The 17,043-nt window shown below is 44.4% G+C and carries 12 protein-coding genes; 4 read left to right on the top strand and 8 right to left on the bottom strand.

Going from position 1 to position 17,043, the window contains the following annotated elements; genetic code table 11:
• Positions 1–315 precede the first annotated feature (315 nt).
• Entirely contained in the window at positions 316–2,766 is a 2,451-nt protein-coding gene (locus GWI56_RS19300) for a GGDEF domain-containing phosphodiesterase (protein WP_198573811.1), read from the top strand.
• Here the strand turns inward: GWI56_RS19300 and GWI56_RS19295 are convergent.
• Together GWI56_RS19295 and GWI56_RS19290 are read right to left on the bottom strand one after the other, a co-directional pair.
• Positions 2,723–3,706, bottom strand: coding sequence for an alpha/beta fold hydrolase (locus GWI56_RS19295; RefSeq protein WP_198573810.1), 984 nt, complete (start codon positions 3,704–3,706; stop codon positions 2,723–2,725). The two genes, GWI56_RS19300 and GWI56_RS19295, sit on opposite strands and share 44 nt — an antisense overlap.
• 95 nt (positions 3,707–3,801) lie before the next feature.
• Positions 3,802–5,613: a DUF885 domain-containing protein gene (locus GWI56_RS19290; protein ID WP_198573809.1), complete on the bottom strand. Its 1,812-nt coding sequence runs from the start codon at positions 5,611–5,613 to the stop codon at positions 3,802–3,804.
• A gap of 210 nt (positions 5,614–5,823) precedes the next feature.
• Between GWI56_RS19290 and add the strand changes: the two genes are divergently transcribed.
• Together add and GWI56_RS21775 are read left to right on the top strand one after the other, a co-directional pair.
• Positions 5,824–6,834, top strand: a complete 1,011-nt coding sequence (add, locus tag GWI56_RS19285) for an adenosine deaminase (RefSeq protein WP_198573808.1) — start codon at positions 5,824–5,826, stop codon at positions 6,832–6,834.
• Positions 6,835–6,940: 106 nt separating this feature from the next.
• Positions 6,941–7,174 carry a hypothetical protein gene (locus GWI56_RS21775; RefSeq protein WP_347339153.1) on the top strand — a complete coding sequence of 78 codons (234 nt, stop codon included), beginning with the start codon at positions 6,941–6,943 and terminating at the stop codon, positions 7,172–7,174.
• Between the two features lie 5 nt (positions 7,175–7,179).
• On the opposite strand, the gene hemN is transcribed toward GWI56_RS21775, so the two are convergent.
• The 5 genes from hemN to GWI56_RS19260 all read right to left on the bottom strand — a co-directional run bounded on the left by hemN (position 7,180) and on the right by GWI56_RS19260 (position 12,088).
• Positions 7,180–8,556 (bottom strand): oxygen-independent coproporphyrinogen III oxidase, encoded by a 1,377-nt coding sequence (hemN, locus tag GWI56_RS19280; RefSeq protein WP_198573807.1) that lies wholly within the window; start codon positions 8,554–8,556, stop codon positions 7,180–7,182.
• A gap of 261 nt (positions 8,557–8,817) precedes the next feature.
• Positions 8,818–9,285 (bottom strand): DUF2489 domain-containing protein, encoded by a 468-nt coding sequence (locus GWI56_RS19275; RefSeq protein ID WP_113940148.1) that lies wholly within the window; start codon positions 9,283–9,285, stop codon positions 8,818–8,820.
• Between the two features lie 73 nt (positions 9,286–9,358).
• Positions 9,359–9,919, bottom strand: coding sequence for a Der GTPase-activating protein YihI (yihI, locus tag GWI56_RS19270; protein WP_105250763.1), 561 nt, complete (start codon positions 9,917–9,919; stop codon positions 9,359–9,361).
• Positions 9,920–10,009: 90 nt separating this feature from the next.
• Positions 10,010–10,648 carry a class I SAM-dependent methyltransferase gene (locus GWI56_RS19265; protein ID WP_198573806.1) on the bottom strand — a complete coding sequence of 213 codons (639 nt, stop codon included), beginning with the start codon at positions 10,646–10,648 and terminating at the stop codon, positions 10,010–10,012.
• Between the two features lie 816 nt (positions 10,649–11,464).
• Entirely contained in the window at positions 11,465–12,088 is a 624-nt protein-coding gene (locus GWI56_RS19260; RefSeq protein ID WP_105250761.1) for a c-type cytochrome, read from the bottom strand.
• 167 nt (positions 12,089–12,255) lie between these two features.
• On the opposite strand from GWI56_RS19260, the gene yihA reads away from it, so the two are divergent.
• A complete protein-coding gene (yihA, locus tag GWI56_RS19255) occupies positions 12,256–12,915 on the top strand; it encodes a ribosome biogenesis GTP-binding protein YihA/YsxC (RefSeq protein WP_106648821.1) in 660 nt (219 codons plus the stop codon).
• A gap of 1,022 nt (positions 12,916–13,937) precedes the next feature.
• On the opposite strand, the gene polA is transcribed toward yihA, so the two are convergent.
• On the bottom strand, positions 13,938–16,703 hold the full coding sequence (gene polA, locus GWI56_RS19250; protein ID WP_198573805.1) for a DNA polymerase I: 2,766 nt from the start codon (positions 16,701–16,703) through the stop codon (positions 13,938–13,940).
• Positions 16,704–17,043 lie beyond the last annotated feature (340 nt).

Raw genomic sequence — 17,043 nt, 5'->3', positions numbered from 1 at the left:
TAGGTCATCGCCAAGCGCCTAATTATCTCATTGAGATGTAACCAAGCCAGCTGAATAAGCTGGCTTTTTTGCGTCTGCAATTTGTAAAATCGTCATTTAAAGACCAATGCTATATAGCATTATTCTATTCATTTTAGTTTTGGTTCTTCTGCTAGTTCTTTACATTTTTTCCTTCCTTTATTTCAGACTTTTATACTCTAAGTTGATTATTTACATGAAGATCTCGCTTAGTTTGATAAGTCCTTTTGCTTAGTGGTTAGTTTCCCGTTAGCATACAAAAATATTAATTTTTTTGTTAACGGCCATCTGTTGCCTATGCTTCGTAAGCTTTCGCTCGCGGTACTGCTTCCTCTTTGTATGCTGACCCTATATTTAGTGTTGGTCATAGGCGAGTACCTGTTCGAAAGTGACCAAGTTAGGGCTGAACTTGCGCAGCGACAATCGGCTTTGATAAAGCAACAGTTGTTCCGCATGCAGAATGTGGTTCAATCGGCGCAAGCTTTACAGGATGTGGAGCGGATTGAGCAGGAAGTTTCCTTAGCTGCGCTGGATATGGGCACTATGGTGTATATCTTGGTTGATGCTGAAAGCCGTATTCGTTTTGCTAATCATACTGTGTGGCGTGATAGTAATGCGACTCAAGTCATCGATGGTTATGATGTAGACCTTCACCGATCTGTGGTTCAAGCTTTTCTTCCGCAGATACTCGTTAATCTCGAGCGTTTAACTATTCAAGCATATTATCCCGTTCTTCCCCAGTATGGTGGGGCTGTTGATTTGATTTATCTTGAAGCCGATTTAGCCCCTTTAGTTGCCGAAGCTTCTGCTAAGTTGCAGCAACGTTTTATGCGGGTTTGGGGCCTTGGCGGATTATTGCTGATTGGCTTTACCTTTATTTTATATTTCCTGTTGATCCGCCCATTCCAAATGTTGAGCGAGGCAGCTAAGCAGGTTGGTACTTCTTCCTTTTCGACATCGATACCTTGGAGTTCATCTGAAGTTTTATCTTTGCAAGCCAGTTTGCAGCAGGCACATGAGCGTTTAAGTCGGGCAGTTAAACAGCTGAATGACAGTGAATTGCGTTGGTTATTTGCTGTGGAAGGTTCGCGTAACGGTATTTGGGATTGGGACATCAGTACGGGGGAGGTTTTTCTTTCTGATCGCTGGAAAGAGATGATTGGTTATGCACCTGATGAATTGGCTGGAGTATTCCAGACATGGGAGACGCGGCTACATCCCGATGATAAGCAGATTGTGTTAGATGCTTTGCAGGAATACGTTAGCGGAAAGAGTAAAGAATTTGAAAGTGTTCACCGCTTACGGCATAGAGATGGCCATTATGTGTGGGTGTTAGACCGCGGTATGTTAGTTGATTGGGATCCCCAAGGGCGCCCGACTCGCATGATAGGCATTCATATGGATGTGTCAGAAAGCGCGAAGAACCATGCTGCAATTACTGAGCTTGTGGATCAATCTGTTGTCGGTCGCAAGATGTTGCCCGATTTCTTTATGGGGCGTTTATCGCAATTTTTAACCCAAGGTAATAGTTCGGGGCAATGGGGAGCATTGCTGCTCGTTGAGGTGGATCGCTTAGGATTGGTCGCCACTTTAAATTCCCATGAATTAGAGCGCTTGTTAACGCAAATCGCGGCCCGTTTATCGAGTTATTTCACTGAAAATATAACGGTCGGTCGATTAGAGTCTGGTAATTTCGTTTTGCTTGCTAAAGATTTAGCGGCAGATGCGTCAGCCGCTGCTCGTCGTGCTTTAGCCCTTGCGAGTGAGTTAAGGCAAGTGATTGCTCGACCATTCCATTACGGTCATCATCACTTTGAGCTGAGCGCGTGTGTGGGGATCTGTTTACTCGATAGTATAGAAACCTTAGATCCTGCTTTAGTCATGCGTCGTGCCGAGTTGGCAACGTTAAGCGCTAAGCAAGCAGGTCAAGCTGGGTGCGCTTTTTACCATGCTGAAATGGACTTTCGCCAGAGCCGTGATGAGCTGTTGCAACAGGAATTACAAACCGCATTACAACAAGATAGCTTAACGTTAATGTTCCAGCCTGTGATCAATGCGACCAGTGAACTTGTCTCGGCTGAAGTGCTCACGCGTTGGTATCGTGCTGATGGAGAGTTTATTCCGCCAGCTGAATTTGTGGCGTTAGCAGAACAAGGGGGAATTATTGCTGAGCTTGATCTTTGGGTGGCAAAGCGGGTGTGTCTGTTTATTCAGAAATCGCGGGCTCAAGGAAGGAGTTTGCCTCCTTTGACTCTCAATATCAGTGCATTCTCATTTGGTCAGGCTGATTTTGTTGATGCATTCGTTGGGTTAGTTAAGGAGCATGGTATTGTGGCTAATCAACTGGGTATTGAGCTCAATGAGGCCGCATTGTTAATGCAACCACAGTTTGTCGATGAGCGTGTCTCTAAGTTAGTTGAAGCAGGTGTAGGCATCATCCTCGATCATTTCGGTTCGGGTTTGAGTGCCTTGAGCTGCTTAGCTAATCAGCCATTAGTTGCGGTTAAATTGGATATGAGTTGTATCGATTCATTAACCACAATGCCAACAAAAGTGAATGTACTTATTACCTCTGCGCGGCAATTCAATTTGAGCGTTGTCGCCAAAGGTGTCGAATCATCCCAACAATATCAAGCTTTTGTTGAACTAGGCTGTGATGGCTATCAGGGCTATTTATTCAGTCGAGCTTTAAACCAAGCGGACTTTATCCAGCTTGTTTGTCCTCGTCCTTTATTGCGTAGCGTTTAAAGAAGTCGAGAGCATAGTTTAAGGCTTGGTTTCGGCAGGCGTCTTTTTCCATAAAAATCTCATGGGCAGCCCCAGCGATTACTTTCAATTGGCAATGGGTACTCACGGCGAGATTCTGGGCCGCATTATCAACAATCTTATCTTCACTCGCTTGCAGTATCAGTATCGGAGTGCGAATTTGTGCCGTTGCCAGTACGCAAGTATCTGCCGCATCTAAAGATTCAGTCAACCAACGGTTAGTGGGTGAACCGAGTTGTAACTTAGGAGCAGCATCATACAATTCTCGGTAGGCTTGGTATCGGCTTTGGCTGTGAGTTAGCTCATTCCCTTTGAATGGAACAGGTTTATAGTTTTGTCCTGCAAGTACATAATTAGGCTCGCCGCCATTGAGTGTGGTATCGAGTTTACTGGCTAACCAGCGTACGAACGCTTTTGGCATAGGTAATTTAATGCCATACATGGGTGCGGAAAATGCCGCGGCGGTAAAAATATCGGGATGCTGTTTGAGATACAAAGTGCCAATCGCGCCACCCATTGAATGGCCAAGTAGCATGAGTTGTTTGTCGTTTTGTGGTAACACTATCTTCTGCATAAATAGTGCAAAATCATCAATATAATCATTGAATCTTCGCACATGGCCCATGTGTGGATTGATTGTCATACGATCCGATAGCCCTTGGCCACGGTGATCTATGGCATAAACAGAGTAACCTTGTTGGTATAAGTCGAAGACCAATTCTTGATACTTTAAATAGGACTCGACTCGGCCACTGCTGAGAACGATTGCGGTATGCGCTTGGGGATGTTTGACCATCATATAGGCCAGCGTGACGCCGTCGGCAGAGGCTAGCGTGTCTTGAACAACGCTTTGCCAGAAGGCTTGCTGCTCTGAGGTATTTAAATCGTGTTCAGTCGAAAATGTCGCTTTGGCTTGGCTCATACTCAGTCGCAAATCATTTGGCTTGAATGGTTTGTTAGAGTGTAACAGACAACCATGGGAGTCTGAAAATACCGACTCCCATGAATTTCATTAACTTAGCGTGTCGCCTTTTTCGCTTCAATAAAATCATTGATTTGCTGTTCGAGGATCGACATAGGCACAGAGCCATTTTCGAGCACAGCATCGTGGAAGGCACGAATATCAAATTTGTCGCCGAGTTCCTGTTCTGCCTTGGCACGTAATCGTTTGATTGTTAACTCACCAATTTTGTAGGACAAGGCTTGTCCTGGCCACGAAATATAGCGGTCAATTTCGGTAGTGACATTGTGCAGTGATAGTGCGGTATTGCTGGCCATAAAGTCGATGGCTTGTTGACGACTCCACCCTTGGGCATGCATGCCTGTGTCTACGACTAAACGCGCCGCCCGCCACATTTCATAGGTTAGGCGGCCAAAGTTACTGTATGGATCTTGGTAGAAACCAGCTTCTAAACCTAAATATTCGCAATATAGCCCCCATCCTTCACCAAAGGCAGAGATATAGCCATAACGACGGAAATCTGGGAGTGAGGTTAGCTCAGAGTTGAGTGAAATTTGCAGATGATGACCGGGTACGGCTTCGTGCAAGGTTAAGGCTTCTAGCTCGTAGAGTGGGCGCTTATCCAATGCATAAGTGTTGACCCAGTAGTAACCGGGTTCATCATCGCTGTTCGATCCTGAATATCGCCCTGTGGTGTATTTCGGTGCAATTTCGGCGGGCACTGGTGCTATACCATAGGGTTGGCGTGGGAGTTTGCCGAAGTACTTAGGCAGCATGGCATCGGCTTTTTTGGCAATAAATGCCGCTTCTTTGAGTAACTGATCGGCACTGGTGGTGTAGAACTGGGGATCGGTCCGCAGGAAATGTAAGAAGTCGGCAAAGCTGCCTTTAAAACCTACTGACGCGATGATTTGTTCCATTTCTTGGCGGATACGTTGTACTTCTTTTACGCCCAGTTCATGCACTTGCGTCGACGTCATATTCAAGGTCGTGTAGTAACGTACCCTATTCTCATAAAATTCTGCGCCGTTAGGTAAGCTACTGGCCGCGATATTTTCCCGGGCATTGGGAATGTACTCTTTAGTCATGAAATCATAAAAGTTTTGGTACAGAGGTAGAACTTTTTGCTCAACTAAAGTGCGGCCTTCTTGGGTCAGCTGAGTTTTTTGTGCCTCAGTGAAATAGTTGGGATATTGAGTAAAAGGTTTGAAATAACTGCTCTTTTCAACAGGGACGATATAAGCACTGATACTGTCTTCAAAGCCATTGAGTGTCACTTTTGGCGGCGTTATTCCCTCGGCTAATCCTTGTTTTAGCCAGTGGGTTTGCTGGGCGAAATAGGTCGGGAGTGCATTGAGTTTGGCAATATAGTTGCGGTAATCCTCAAGGGTGTTGAATCTTCCCTGTGCGATTGACGTGATATAAGCGTGGAAGCCGCTTTCCGCCGTAATGGGCAGGTAATAATCCTTGAAACGATATAGGTCGACATCGTTTTGGATCTGATCTTCCAGTATTTGGGCGTTAATCTTATCTTCTTTACTCAAGCTGCCGCGGTCGAGTGCTTTGAGCTGCGCTAGTACTGCGATTTGACCTTGATTAAGCTTAGCGAGCGCGGCTGGCGAGAGATCCGTTAATTTTCCTGCGGCACTGGCATCGCCCATGCTGTAAGCCATTTCAGGACTCGCACTGAGCTGTAATTGCCAGCTTTGGTCGATAATCGCTTGCAGCGCTGGGGCGATTGGCTCAACTTGCGATTGTGCTGCTGATATTGCCTGTGACGATGGGGTTTGAATATTTTTTGTGGTTTGAGTGGCACTGCAGGCGCCTAATGCGCATATCAATAAACTGGGGGTTAAGAGTTTATGCATGTTAGATCTCTGATATTTTCGTTGTTATTGAAGTCATTATGCCTGATGAATGCGGCCGTTCCTTGTATGGATATTAAGCAGAATTGTGACTGAATGTGAATTTAAATGCGTTTAGCGCATAAATGCCCCCGAAAATGCGTGTTAAACTTAGTGTCCGCCCGCGACCAAATAACAAAAGCATTGGCTGGGTAGTTCAAATAGGGGTTAAATATGATTGATACATCCATTCCATTGGTGGATCTGCATCGTCACCTAGACGGTAATGTGCGGGTAAATACCATTTGGGAACTAGGACACCAACACGGCATTGCGCTACCTGCCGATTCTTTAGAGACGCTCGCACCTTTTGTGCAAATTCAGGGGAAAGAAACTAGCTTAGTCGCCTTCTTAAAGAAGCTCGATTGGATGGTTGCCGTACTCGCAGATTTGGATGCGGTTAAACGCGTCGCCTATGAAAACGTTGCCGATGCGGCGTTATCTGGCTTAGATTACGCTGAGTTACGTTTTAGTCCTTACTATATGGCGATGAACCATAAGTTACCGATTGAAGGCGTAGTTGAGGCGGTAGTTGACGGCGTTAAAGCTGGCTTAAAAGACTATAACGTGAAGATCAATTTGATTGGCATTATGTCACGTTCATTCGGTCAAGCTGCTTGTACTCAAGAACTTGAAGGCTTACTCGCCCATAAACAACATCTCGTGGCTATGGACTTAGCTGGTGATGAATTAGGCTTCCCTGGCGAGTTATTTAACGATCACTTTAAACGTGTTCGTGATGCTGGTCTTGCGATTACGGCTCACGCCGGTGAAGCTGCTGGTTCACAAAGTATGTGGCAAGCGATTCAAGAACTTGGCGCAACTCGAATTGGTCACGGTGTGAACGCGATTAACGATCCTAAGCTGATGGAATATCTTGCTAAGCACAGTATTGGTATCGAATCTTGCCCAACCAGTAACTTGCATACTTCTACTGTGGCTTCTTACGCTGAGCATCCATTCAGAACCTTTATGGATGCAGGCGTGTTGATAAGCCTAAATACCGATGATCCCGGTGTGAGCGCTATCGATATTAATCATGAGTATCGTATCGCCAAATCTGAACTCAAGTTAACCGATGCTGAGTTAGCGCAGGTGCAACGTAACGGCGTTGAAATGGCATTTTTATCGGACAGTGAGCGCAAAGCACTGTATGCCGCTAAGGTATATACCAATCACATTTAAATATCTAATCAGTTCAGAGCCTCACAGGCATTTCAATCCGAAGCGCATTGACGCAGAAATGGTTATTCCCTTTTTAGTCAATGCAACACGGGAGTGGGATGCCTGTGTGGCTCCCAAGGGGCGGGTTTCAACGCGCTTTATACTGCGTTTAAGGCTTTCGACAGAGCACCACTATGCCTTCAAGCCTTCGCCTTGTCTAAAGCGCGTTGAACTCCCGCTGAATGAACAGATATTTAATACGATTGGTATAAGCTCTGAGTCGTTACTAAAAATTGCCATCAATAAAAAATCCGACTCTAGAGTCGGATTTTTTTATGAGCGTTTACGAGTGCTGCGATAGGCGTTTTAGATCACGCGTGAGAACTGTTGCTGACGCGCTTTTTGACGATAGTAAAGATCGAAGCACATACAGATATTGCGGATCAATAAACGGCCAGTAGGGCTGATAGTGATCTGTCTGTCGACGATTTCAACTAACTTATCATCGATAAATGTCTGCATTAACTTAAGATCTTCCGCGAAATAGGTTTCGAAGTTAATCCCCAGTTTCTCATCAATTTTCGCCATATCCAGTTCGAAGTGGCAAATCAGCTGTTTAATCACTACGCGGCGGATTTCATCGTCACGGTTTAGGCTGCAACCTTTCCACAAAGCATGGCCTTCCTTATCTATGGCCTCATAGTAAGGGCGGATATCTTTCTGGTTTTGCGCATAGCAGTCGCCAATCTGACTGATAGACGATACGCCAAGACCTAACAAATCGCATTCTTCTTGGGTAGTGTAACCTTGGAAGTTGCGGTGCAGTCTGCCTTCACGCTGTAACTTGGCTAACTCGTCATCGGGTTTAGCAAAGTGGTCCATACCGATATATTGGTAGCCCGCGCCAGTTAAGGTCTCGATAGTTTGGTGCAGCATTTCGAGTTTTTGTTTTGGCGAAGGTAAATGCTCATCTTTGATCTTACGTTGTGCAGCAAAGCGCGCAGGTAAGTGAGCATAGTTAAATACCGACAGACGGTCAGGTGATAAATCTAAAACGCGCTGCATAGTGACGGCAAAGGTTTCTGGCGTTTGGTGTGGCAAACCATAGATTAAATCTATGTTGGTCGACACAAAACCCATGGCTTTCGCTTTGGCCATCAAGTCGAAGATAAATTGCTCGTCTTGTTCGCGATTAACGGCAATTTGTACTTCTTTATTGAAATCTTGTATGCCGATGGAGATCCGGTTGAAGCCCGCTTCTTTCAATGTGTCGAGCATTGACAGTTCTATCTCGCGAGGATCGACTTCAATTGAGTACTCGCCTTCTTCCGCAAAGTTAAAGTTAGCTTTAATCAATGACGTAAGTTTAAGAATCTGCTCAGGATTTAAGAACGTGGGTGTACCGCCGCCCCAATGCATTTGGGTCACACTGTAATGTTTGAACAGGGGCGCACGTTTGATAATTTCTTGGCTTAAATATTCAATGTACTGATCGGCTTTGTGTTGGTGGCGGGTGATGACTTTATTACAGCCGCAGTAATAACAAAGCTTGGCGCAGAACGGGATATGAATATACAGCGACAGTTTATCGCTTTTGCTATTTTCAATGGCCGTCAGCAGGTTTTGTTCGGTGAATGTGTCATCGAACTCTAATGCCGTTGGGTAAGAGGTATAACGGGGACCGCTGTAGTTATATTTTTCGATCATCGACTGATCCCAGCTAATCTGAGTGGGCTGCTTCAAGGCGTGTCCTCCGTGGGTAAATTAGCAACAAGCGAAGTATGCAAGGTTCTTAAGTAAATAACCTTGATCTAGGTTGTAAAAATGACGTCTGTCATTTTAGAAGTTACGCAATATCTATCAAAAAAGTACGCTTGTCTGTCGATATTTGGCGGTTTTGTGCGCAGGCTCACGGGAGTAAGGAGGGTAAGATTGGTGTGGGTTTTATCGAGATAACCTCAAAACCACAATATAAGTGGTCTTGAGCTATAGCAATTGGCTGGTTTAATGCATCGCTTTGGCTTGGTAATCCGACAGTTTTTTCGCATCATCACTAATGCCTTGCTCTAATGCGGCTTCAGACTTCATTCTGATCAAGTCTAACTTCATTCTTTCTTGCTTAGGCAAGGCTTGACGAGCATCCATGATGGGATGATTTTTAATTAACTCAAAGTGTTTGAATAATGAAGGGTAATCGGGAGCCACACGCTCACTTAATGACAGGATTTCAAATAATCGCCCAATCCTGACCACGCCTTCAGAGATCTCACAGCGGTCTTCAATCATGGCGGTGGCGATATAGCGGATATCATCTAAAACTTGGGCACGTTTTGCGTTCGCAGTCACTTCACGCTCGGCTTGTTCAGCCTGCTGACGCTTTTTTTGCTGCTTGAGTTTTAGGATTAAGAAGGTGGCGTAGCTACTTAGCGCTACTATGATGATAAAACCGAGAATAATGATAGTCGTAGACACAAAGACTCCTTATATGAATGGCATAAGGAGCCACAGCTAAAAACTGAGTTCCCTATGCCTTAGCACTGAGAGGTTAGAACTTGTCTTGATAATCTTTTAGTAAGTCAGCGCCTGATTCGAACTTGTCGAACAACTCATCGTCAGACAAAGACTTAGCAGGTGATGAAGGTGTGTCATCATCCATATCGTCGCTAATGCCCAGTTTAATCATCAGAGCTTCAATCTTATTTAGCTGTTGATCTAACCACTTTTGGTCAACCTCGTTGAGGTCGCGGCCTTCTTCAAGCATATCTAACAGCTGATTTAGTCTTGGATCTTCTTCCAGTTTCAGCAGTTTTTGCTCGTCAGTCAGCTTAGCTTGTTTTACTTTTGGCTGAGCGGCTTTATCTGTTACCACTGCCGCAGGAATTGCTAAAGCTACAGGCTTTTTACTGCCATGACGCGGGTCTTTTTTCTTAGCGGCCTGCTGTTGCGGCGCTTGCGCTAAAATTAAGCTTTCGTTATGACGACTACCTGATTTATTGCCAGAATCTTTACGTTTGCCAGTCGCTACAGCGCGATCTTGCTTCTTCACTCTTGGCTGTAACTTAGGGCTGTTCTCGCCGCCCTTGCGTGTTTTCTTGCTACGAGACATGGTCTTCTCAATTATTTACAACGTATGGCCTTGCAGACTAAGGGTGAGCTTGTCTACAAGGTGCGAAATTAGGCCGAGTGTTATACCAGATTATGATGTTTTTTGCATCAAAACGAGGTCCTTTGCGGCAAATAATAGTTCAAAATCGCTATTGTTTGCGAGGTACTCGAAGGTTTGTCGCTGATAAAAGCTCACATGGGTGAGGTTGTTCTTATAATGCCACTTAGCAAAACCATCTAATTCAGTCAGTAATGGTGTGCTTATCGCTAACCAACCACCAGAATGCAGTAGCCGAGAGAGCAAAGTCCACTCTTTTATAGGGTTTTGAAAATGCTCAAACACCCGATAACAGCAGATAAAATCATACTCTAGCTTTAACACGTCATGATTAGGGGCAAAAAAGGGATCATATTGATTTAACTTGTGGCCCGCATTTTCTATGGTCGTCAGGCTCTCATCATCGAGTATGCGGCCAAAATTCAATCCTAATAAACAGCCCGCTTGTTGCTGCTCTAATTGCGCTAACAGCGGCAAAATAAATTGCGATAACTGTTTTTGCTTCGACGCTATGCGGGAACGACCGTATCTTTGCTTCTCTGCCGCGGGGGGTAAATGGCTATTCGCATCCGCAAAGGTTAACTCACATGTCTTGCAAACATAAAAACTCCGCTTTTTATCTTGATGAAGGAGTCGTGTCTGACTGTTATGACAAAGAGGGCATCTGGGCATTGAGTCTGCTGAAGTGGTTATTAAGGCTTTGATTGTACCAATTATATTGGTTGAGTGCACATTTTAGACACTAATGGGGTGTTACAAAAGAAAAAAGGCGGCAGTTTAACTGCCGCCTTACAAAGGGTGCTTTAGCACCTTATCCTGATTCCAAGTATCCATACTTGCTATGCGACTTTCCCGGTCGGTATCCTTCTTTTTTTTACTGCTTTCCCTGCATTATTTTTGTTAATGGTCTTCCAGACACTTTATTTTTTTCTGTCGCCATCCTGACTACAGTTTCCGTAGATGGTCTCGCGACACATCTTTTAAAGCATCGTCATCATTGACGTCGAGTTAACCATCCATGTTACTTAAGTACCTTCCTGTGATAACAAGCATCCAGCCAGTGCATCCTAAGCTTATCGCTTCCTTTGCTACAGTTTACATCATGTAAACTATGTCCTGATGGGGCAAGTTACCCTGAGTGTAAGGTGTTTTGCTAGAAGCAAATTGGCGTTATCGGCCATCCCTTACAAAATTGTGCTGACCTGGATTTCAAGTGGAAATCACGACTCTTGTTATTATTAGAGAGTGGTCTTAAGTATATTATTGTTATTGAGTATCTTTATTCTTATATCTTGAACGTTAATTATACCGAAACCTGTAAGTTATTATTAATCTTTTTGTACAAACAGATGGGTTTATCTCGGTACGGGGCTTATTAAACCGAAATCTGTGATCTATGTCAAGCACGAATCTTCGCAGTTTACGTCCACGTCAACTTTGTGGCGTAAAAAAAGGGTGACAATACACCCTTCTTTTCACTCGCGAAGATTACTTCAGGCTAGAAAGATACTTTGATAGCGCGTCGATATCGCTATCATTTAGTTTTTTAGCCACATCTTGCATCATGCCATTCAAGTCATTATGGCGGCCCGCTTCACGGAATTTTGTCAGCTGGATCTTGATGTAGTTTGCGTGTTGGCCTGCCAACGTTGGAAAACCTGCAAGCTCAGCGCCTTTACCATCTGGGCCATGACATGCCATACAAGCGGTAATGCCACGAGAAACATCACCCCCCTTGTAAAGTTTAGCACCTAACTCAGGAACATCTTTTGCTTCAGCCACTTGGATTGCTTGGCTAGAAAAATATGCGCTAATGTCGAGAATATCCTGATCGCTTAGAGGCATTGCCATGCCACTCATGATAGGATCCATACGACCATCTTTACCGCCAGTTTGTGCTGCGCTACGGAAATCATGTAGTTGCTTTTGGAGGTAAGTGGCGTGTTGGCCCGCAATTTTGGGGTACATATCGATCATACTGTTACCGTCCATACCGTGACAGGCCGAACAGACAATGATTTTCGTTTTTCCCGCTTCAGCATTACCTTCAGCAATCGCAGGTGAAGATATGGCGGCAATTACAACAGACAGCGCAAGAGCTAGCTTTTTCATGGCGTTCCAACTTCTGGTTAAATTATTATCCTGAGCTTACTAGGGTGACCCGCAAGCGTGGTAAAATATGATTAATGTGATCGGAGTAATATTTTACACGAAAACGTGGGAAAGTAAGTAATTCTTCATAAATTATGGTATTGCGTAGAAAAATTTCGGAGTAAATAGTGACTGAATCTCGTATAGATTTTCGTAGGGCAAAGTTTTTAATCAGTGCACCTGACATTGCACATTTGGATCAATATCTGCCCGGCGATGTTGGAGTTGAGATTGCATTTGCTGGCCGCTCTAATGCTGGAAAGTCTAGTGCACTCAATGCATTAACTGAGCAAAAAAGTTTAGCAAGAACCAGTAAAACACCGGGCCGTACTCAACTAATTAACGTATTTGAGTTAGATGCTCAGCGTCGTTTAGTTGACTTGCCTGGTTATGGCTTTGCGCAAGTCCCACTTGCGTTGAAAAATAAATGGCAGCAAGCATTAGGTGAATATTTGCAAAAACGCGCTTGTTTAAGTGGCGTGGTTGTCTTGATGGATATTCGTCATCCATTAAAAGATCTCGATATGCAGATGATTGAATGGGCAGTTGCTAGTGAAATTCCAGTATTAGCTTTGCTAACGAAATCAGACAAATTAGCCCAAAGTGCTAAGATGAAAACCGTAAATGAAGTGCGTCTCGCATTAAGTGAGTTTGGCGACTGGGTACAAGTTGAACCTTTCTCATCACTCAAAGGAACTGGTAAGCCTAAAGTGTTGGCAATTCTTAATGAATGGTGTCATCCACAGTGGTTGACTGATGAGTTAGATGCAGTGAATAACGCTGAATAATATCGCCTGTTTTGGTGTACATGGTAGAATTTGACTGTGTATACCTCTTCTTTGTTTTTACTGCAATTTTTTCTCTTTTGTTCAGTCTCATTCCCATCGGTTCTTCGTTAATTTCAGGCAAAAAAATAGCCGATGATATTATCATCGGCCAAAAATATTAGCTCTTTTGGGGAGAAGCTAAATTCAACAAGACTCAAGCACCATCAAATTTGCTTCAATGGTTCTCAATGAAACTAGCATACAGCCAATTCACTCCTTATTAAAGTAAATACTCTAAAATTTACTTAAAGTCTGAAAAAAGAGCAAAAAAAAGCCTCAGCAAACAAGTTGCTGAGGCGCCAGAATTTGGCTCATCACTATAAGTGAAATAAAGGTCTGAAAGATAGAACATCTTAACCTCTGTACCCTACGCAGAGAATATTACTCTATTTATCTTTAAATGGAAAACAGTTTTTTCAAAAAAGAGGTAATTATGTGCGCTTGATCTCAGGTTGTGAGTGAAAAAGCATCTCAAATTGATCCTAAAATTTCAGTGAAAATGGTTAATTGGCTGATTTAAAGAGAAAACTCGAAATTTATATACAAAAGTGATCAATATTTGAGATTTGATTTTTTACTCTAATCCTGACCTAAGATTTTGGTGTACGCGTGAGAGAACAACCGTTATGGCATTTTTGAGCATATATGGCTGACTTGAATGCAGTTTCAATTCGAGTAAATCACACCCTTTAATATCCATCTGCTGTGGCAGTGTATCGATGAACTCTACTGCCAAATGTATCAGGTAAAGATTGTTTGGCTGTGAGTGGATCATTTTCTGCCGATGAAGTTTGTCTTACTTAACGAGCTAATTTGTATTGTGAAAGGGTTATTTATGCTGAGTGATGAAAAGGACTCTGTATTGATGTGCTTAGAGGCGATTAAGACGGGAGAGAGCTAATCTGAGCTCAAAATATTGAAGTCAGATTAGCTTTATTTTCAGTTAAATCATATTGATAGTGTTCTTCTGGATATTGCTGAGATTAGTGGGCTTCATCCCAGTTATCACCAATGCCTGCTTCGGCAAGCAGCTCAACATCGAGATTAGCTGCTTGCGCCATCAAGGTGCAGATTGTCTTTTTAAGTGCCTCTGCTTTATCCGCATCGACTTCAAACACTAATTCATCGTGAACCTGCATGATCATAGTGATTTCGCCTTGGGTTTCTGTTTTGATCCACTGGGCAATATTGATCATGGCCTTTTTGATGATGTCGGCAGCCGTACCTTGCATTGGCGCGTTAATCGCAGCACGTTCAGCACCTTGGCGGCGCATCGCATTACGATCACGGATTTCGGGCAAGTAGAGGCGACGACCAAACAGAGTCGACACATAACCTAAGTCAGCAGCACCCGCCCGCGTTTCTTCCATATAACGTAATACGCCAGGATAACGGGCAAAGTAGGTATCGATATAGGTTTGTGCTTCATGGCGTGGGATATCAAGCTGACGCGCCAAACCAAAGGCTGACATGCCATAAATTAAGCCGAAGTTAACTGCTTTGGCACGGCGGCGTTGTTCTGTGGTTACTTCATCAAAGTCGGTACCAAATACTTCTGCAGCAGTGGCTCTATGAATGTCTTTGCCCTCGGCGAAGGCTTTGAGTAAGCCAGCATCTTGGGATAAATGGGCCATGATCCGTAGTTCGATTTGCGAGTAGTCGGCAGCCAAAATTTTACGGCCTGCTGGGGCGATAAAGGCTTGGCGAATACGGCGACCTTCTTCGGTGCGGATCGGAATATTCTGCAGGTTAGGTTCGCTTGACGATAAGCGACCTGTTGCCGCATTAGCTTGATGATAGCTAGTGTGTACGCGCCCCGTTTTGGCGTTGACCATCAGTGGCAGCTTATCGGTGTAAGTGCTCTTTAACTTAGATAGACTTCGATGCTCGAGGATCACCTTTGGCAGTGGGAAATCTAAGGCTAATTCGACTAATACTTCTTCCGCGGTCGATGGCGCACCCTTTGGGGTCTTTTTGGTGATCGGATAACCTAGCTTTTCATAAAACAATACTTGCAGTTGCTTAGGTGAACCAAGATTGAATTTTTCACCGGCAATGTCGTAGGCTTTTTCTTCTAAGGTATCGATTTTACGCGCCAGTTCATCGCTCTGTTGGCCGAGTAACATACTGTCGATTAATACCCCTTGACGTTCAATGTCCGACAATACTTGGATTAGCGGTAATTCGACTTCGGTAAACATGGTGGCAAGTTCGGCTTCTTTCTCGAGTCTTAGCCATAAATGTTGGTGTAAACGCAGTGTGATGTCAGCATCTTCTGCTGCATAAGGTGCAGCCGTCTCTAGCGGGATTTGGTTGAAGGTCAGCTGTTTTGCACCTTTACCGGCGATTTCTTCAAAGCTGATATTCTTATGGCCTAAGTACTTGAGCGCTAAACCATCCATATCATGGCGCGAAGCCACTGAGTTGAAGACATAGGATTCGAGCATAGTGTCGAAAGCGACGCCCTGCAGTTTGATGCCTGCATTGGCTAAGATACTGATGTCGTACTTAAGATTTTGACCGACTTTCTTAAGTTTTGGATCTTCAAGCAGTGGACGCAGTTTTTCTAGCGCGACGGTTTTATCGATTTGAGTCGGTGCGCCAACATAATCATGGGTCAAAGGCAGATAAGCGGCTTTTCCTGCCTCAACGGCGAAAGATATCCCGACTAATTCTGCCACCATGTAATCTAAGCTGGTGGTCTCGGTATCTACCGCCATCAAGTCGGCTTCTTTAAGCTTAGCAATCCAAGCGTCTAATTCGGCTTCCGTGAGAATGCAGTCGTACTGTGTTGCAATCGCTTCGACTGGAGTCGAGTCTTCCTGTGTCTCGGATGCCGCATCAATTGAAGTATTTGCAGTGATTTTATTATCTAAGACTTCGGCTAACCAACGCTTAAACTCCATCTCGCCGTAGCATTTGATCAGCTCATCTTTGTCCGCGGGCTTGATGGTGAGTTCGTGCCAGTCTTGCTCAAGTTCGACATCGGTTTTGATGGTGGCGAGTTCGTAAGAAAGCTTGAGCATGTCGGCATTTTCAATGATCTTCGCCGCCATGGTTTTAGAACCTCTAAAGCCGAGCTCGGCGACTTTTTCGGGTTCAGCTAATAAGTTACTCACGCTGCCGGCTCCTGTGAGCATAGCGAGCGCCGTCTTCTCACCTACGCCGGGTAAGCCGGGAATGTTATCGGCCTTGTCGCCCATCAGCGCGAGCAAATCTATGATACGGTCTGGACCAACACCAAATTTAATCGCGACTTCTTCTGGGCCCATTATGGTGTCTGTCATGGTGTTGATGAGCGTGACGTTCTCATCGACTAACTGCGCCATGTCTTTATCGCCAGTGCTGATAAGCACTGCACGGTTTTCTAAACTGGCTTGGCGAGCAATAGTGCCGATCACGTCATCGGCTTCGACGCCGGAAATCGAAATCAGTGGTAAACCCAGTGCACGAATAATGCGATGTAGAGGTTCGATTTGCGAACGTAGGTCATCAGGCATAGGTGGGCGCTGTGCTTTGTATTCGCTGTACATGTCATTGCGGAAGGTTTTGCCCTTGGCATCGAACACGACTGCGATATGGCTTGGCTGATAGCGAGTCAGCAAGCTGCGTAACATATTCACTACGCCATAAACGGCACCGGTTGCTTCGCCCTTTGAGTTTGTCAGGTGAGGAGGCGCATAATAAGCGCGATATAAATAAGAAGATCCATCCACAAGCACAAGTGGGTTTTTAGCGACGGTTGGCATAGGTATTTTTCGTTTATCGATGACTTAGATGGCGCTAAGCATGCCACATAAGCGCTATTTCAGCCACGGCAAAATGACTCCCAGCCTGTGGATAAGTCTGTGAGTGAAAAAGTCAACTGAGAATAATGGCGATGATTACGGCTTAGTGCGATATTTTTAAGTTGTTGTTTTTTATATTTATAAAAGATTTGTGTGAGTTCAATACTGTTTCTTAAAAAATCTTCCCAATTTGTGGATTTTTTATTGACTCCGTAAAATACATCTAAGGATTGGCTTAATTTTCGGCACCCGTCAGATTCGACGAATTAAGTTAGCACGATTTTTAATCAGATCAACTAGT

Source organism: Shewanella sp. DW31, assembly GCF_015767295.1.
Taxonomy (GTDB): domain Bacteria; phylum Pseudomonadota; class Gammaproteobacteria; order Enterobacterales; family Shewanellaceae; genus Shewanella; species Shewanella oncorhynchi.
This window is presented reverse-complemented; position numbering and strand designations above follow the sequence as displayed.